At 31.1% G+C, this 3,855-nt stretch carries 3 protein-coding genes; all 3 read left to right on the forward strand.

Translation table 11 applies throughout. The features are described from left to right. Positions 1-225, forward strand: a 225-nt coding sequence (locus tag K319_RS0101140; protein WP_027381950.1) for a PAAR-like protein, incomplete at its 5' end; no start/stop codon positions are given. 11 nt (positions 226-236) lie between these two features. Continuing rightward, positions 237-2,372 carry a peptidoglycan DD-metalloendopeptidase family protein gene (locus tag K319_RS0101145; protein ID WP_027381951.1) on the forward strand — a complete coding sequence of 712 codons (2,136 nt, stop codon included), beginning with the start codon at positions 237-239 and terminating at the stop codon, positions 2,370-2,372. Beyond that, entirely contained in the window at positions 2,369-3,376 is a 1,008-nt protein-coding gene (locus K319_RS0101150) for an RNA-binding protein (protein ID WP_027381952.1), read from the forward strand. Before K319_RS0101145 ends, K319_RS0101150 begins: the two co-directional genes overlap by 4 nt. Positions 3,377-3,855: the final 479 nt, after the last annotated feature.

Below are 3,855 nucleotides of genomic sequence, written 5' to 3' on the forward strand. Positions count from 1 at the left end.
ACCTACGATAAGGTGAAAGTAATGGGCAAAAGCTGTGTAACGGAGCTTTCCGAACTGATGTGTGCAACGGGTGGAAAGATTACCATTTTCAAACACGGGCAGCAAAGTGAAGCTGGAAAAAGCCATGTAAAGAAAGCAGATGCAAGAGAACAACAAATATATAATCCTGTGATGAATTTTGAGGAGTTTCAGGAGGAAATAAGCGATGATTACGATTATCAATAAAAACATAAACGATGGCAAAAGGAGTAAAATCAGTAAAAGGAAATACACTTCCCAAAGTTGGCGAAACGACTTATTATGAAGTTTCTTCATACTATAATGGAACGGTTGTTAATAATGAAAATGATATCAAATGGAAATTGTATGTACAGGAAGATAATGGAAGTTGGAGAGAACTGAAAGGACCTTTGAAAACGGGCAGAAAAGTTCCCTATACATTACCCGAAAAATGGTATGGAAAAAAAATGCTGATAGAAGCCTATCTAAAATCACCAGAAAAGAAAACACCTCCGGGATTAATTATAATGCCTGTTCCGGGGAAAAGAAATATTGAATCCATTGTCTTTTTTGATTCAAACTGGAAACCATTGAAGGATATTCCGAAATACGGGCAAAGTGTAAATGTAAGAATCAATACGACCAATATGTTTGGAGAAACGTTGAAGGTGAGTTTATGGGAAAGAGATACGGTTTCTTCAACAGGACATGATGCCTCTTCAAATGTTAATATATGGGGAACCGAAAAATCGTATAAAGTAAACAATACAAAAGGAGTAGTGGAATTTTCGATGATATTGGATCCTGCCTGGAGGATTAAAGCGGGAGCAAGTCCCTTTGAAGGTTTGGAGCATGAGTATTATCTTTTAGTAAAAGGATATGGTGCGGCAACGAAATATTCTGTACAACGAGATGTAAAGGATGAAGTAATAAAGCAGGAATCTGTAAAGGCGAAAGGATTTGGAACGAATCCGCCACCTGAAAACAACGGAAAATCTCCTGCGATTGTGAAAAGAAATGACCAAGAAAAGAAGAAAAATGAAAAAAATAATATTTGTGAATGCGAAGCTAAAATAAGAGCATTTATGAGGATGCTACGAGTAAAAGAAGGAACAGAAAAAGAGATTGGTTATACTACTCAATATAGTGGAAAGCAATTCTCTGATATGAGTAAACATCCAGAAGAAGTAATTAAAGCAGGAGGCTATTCATCTTCTGCAGCAGGTGCCTACCAAATAATGACAGATACATGGAAAAATTTAACTGGATATTATCAAGGTAAAGATAAAAAATGGCATTATTCTGAAAAGATAGATCTTGCTAAAAAATATAATATTTCAAGTTTTGATCAAGAATCTCAAGATAGATTTTGTTTGGCAATCATGAAACATAATTATCTGCAAGACAGATCAGATAGTTTTTATAATCCAACTATTTGGAAAAACAAGGAGAAAAAAATCCATGACACGGTAAAAGAAGATAAGGCAAGAGAATGGCGAAAAAGATTTAAAGGACAACAAGGAGATATTATACAAATGATTATTGATGATGATATTAAAAGAGCGGCATTGATTTCCAGTTTGTGTTGGGCAAGTTTACCCGATTCTCCTTATGGTCAACAAAGTTCAGCATACACTTTTGAAGCTGTAAAAGCAATTTATGAGAAATATTTAAAAGAAGAACTCGTAGCAACAAGTAAAGATTTACATTTAAAAAAAGGATTTTTAAAAGAATTTGGATATGGATGTTGTGGAGGTGGAGCAAAAGACACACCAGTAAATTTAGATAGTAAATGTTCTGAAGATTGTTCACAATGTTTCGAATATTCAGACGTGATTCCAGACCCTAAAATTAATGACCAAAGTGGAAATAAAAATCATAATAGATATAAAAATGAACCACGAACCAAGGCAAACGGCAAAAAATATTATCATAGTGGAACAGATATTTTAGCAGTTGTAGGAACCGAAGTGCATTCTATGATGTGTGGTGAAGTAGTTCATATAAGAACAGATCTTCCACAAAATGATTATGTTAAAGGATATGAGAGTCCAACCAGCTACGGAAACACAATAACTATTAAATCAAAAGATAAGGAAGGAAAAACCGTATATCATTTTTATGCACATTTATCTAAAGTAAATGTTAAAGTTGGTGAACTGGTTAAACATGATAAAGTAATTGGTTTATCTGGAAGTACGGGGAATGCGATGCATGTTGAAGTGAAACATCGACACGTTCATGTGGAAGCAGGAACTTCATACTCAACTACAGGAGGAACAAACGGTAAACAACGATGTAAAATAAATGCAGATTTAAATCCTGAAAATTATATGAAATCTAAATTTGATAATAAAGGAAATACATTATGAAAAAATTGATTAGTATTTTTTATTTTTTTATTTTAATGATGGGAGTAATCTCCTGTAATGGACAGGAAAATAAAAATAGTACCACTTCGAATATTGAAAAGGCTAATAATAAAATAATTCCTGATTTATTTGATAAAAAATATTTTCATGGTTATCAATTAAGTCCAGATTCAGATCATCCTATTTATACATATACAGGTAAAGATATTGGGGATTTAACAGTAAATTTTATAAATAAAAATGTTGAAAAACAAATAGAATGGCTTGGATTTGATTTTAAAAACGGTGTAGAGTCTAGCGACAATCCAGATGATAAATATTTCGATGATTTGGATGAAATTATTAAGAAAAAGTTAGATCCAAGCTTAAAAGATTACGAAATAATTGCTGAACATATACCTGCAAAATTCATTGATAAAAAAAACCTTGATTATATCTATCCTTATACAAAAACTTATTATTTATATAATAAAGAAAAAAAGGATTGGCAATTTCTCAAAGAAAAAAATGTTAGTGATGGTTCTAATGAAAAAAATATAACAAAATTATCAGAACTAAATTCAATGATTAATCTTAATCAAAAAGATAAATCAGAGCCTCAAAGCAATAATATATCAATACCAATAGAAAAAATTGATGGTGTTTGGTCTTCAGATTGTAGTTCAGAAAATTACATGTCACTTTCATCAACTATTACCAACGCACAATTTACAGTTATAGATAGATTTTCAATGAATGCCCAACTTAAGAAAATAGATGTTAATAAATATAAATTTTATTTCACCGATTTTCCTCCAATTATTCATCTTCCAGAAGAAATGCAAAATTGGGATAATTTAGATGATAAAAAAGCTGTTGGGCTTATGGAAATTATTGATGATTCAAAAATAAATATTGAGTGGTTTGGTTTTTATTATAAAAAAGGAAAGAAATACATTCAAACGGAAAATCCTTTCAATAATAAAAACAGGATTGCTAATCTTATAAAATGTTCTGATAAATAATTTGATAGTGGAAATTTAGAGCACATCAAAAATGTAGATAAAAATGGTCATGCTGAAGTAACTTTTAGTTTGTCCGAATACGCATCTAATAATACTTTGATGAGTTTCTGGTAATGTATCAAACGTGTTGACAGAAAATTTTAGTTTTTAAATCAGTAATTTACATATCATAATTTCATAAAAATCGTTCTTTGACCTCATAGTTGGAATAGCAATTTCTCTAGAAAACCGAAAAATGAGTACTTAAAATATTGAAATTCATAAAAGTGTTTCAAATATGTTGGTGAAATAAAAACCCACAATAAAGTGAAGCTGGAAAAGCCATGTAAAGAAAGCAGATGCGAGAGAACAAGAGATTTATAATCCTGTGATGAATTTTGAGGAGTTTCAGGAAGAAATAAATGGAGAGGATTCATTTGAGGTTGAATAAAAACACAAAGAATTATGAAAATCATCAAAGGAAGTACAAGTCCAAAGGC

The organism is Epilithonimonas caeni DSM 17710, assembly GCF_000426465.1.
GTDB classification, from domain to species: domain Bacteria; phylum Bacteroidota; class Bacteroidia; order Flavobacteriales; family Weeksellaceae; genus Epilithonimonas; species Epilithonimonas caeni.

What these genes read in the sequence shown, in the direction of transcription:
- K319_RS0101145 (WP_027381951.1), top strand. Translation starts at nt 237, where the DNA reads ATGGCAAAAGGAGTAAAATCAGTAAAAGGAAATACACTTCCCAAAGTT.
- K319_RS0101150 (WP_027381952.1), top strand. Translation starts at nt 2,369, where the DNA reads ATGAAAAAATTGATTAGTATTTTTTATTTTTTTATTTTAATGATGGGA.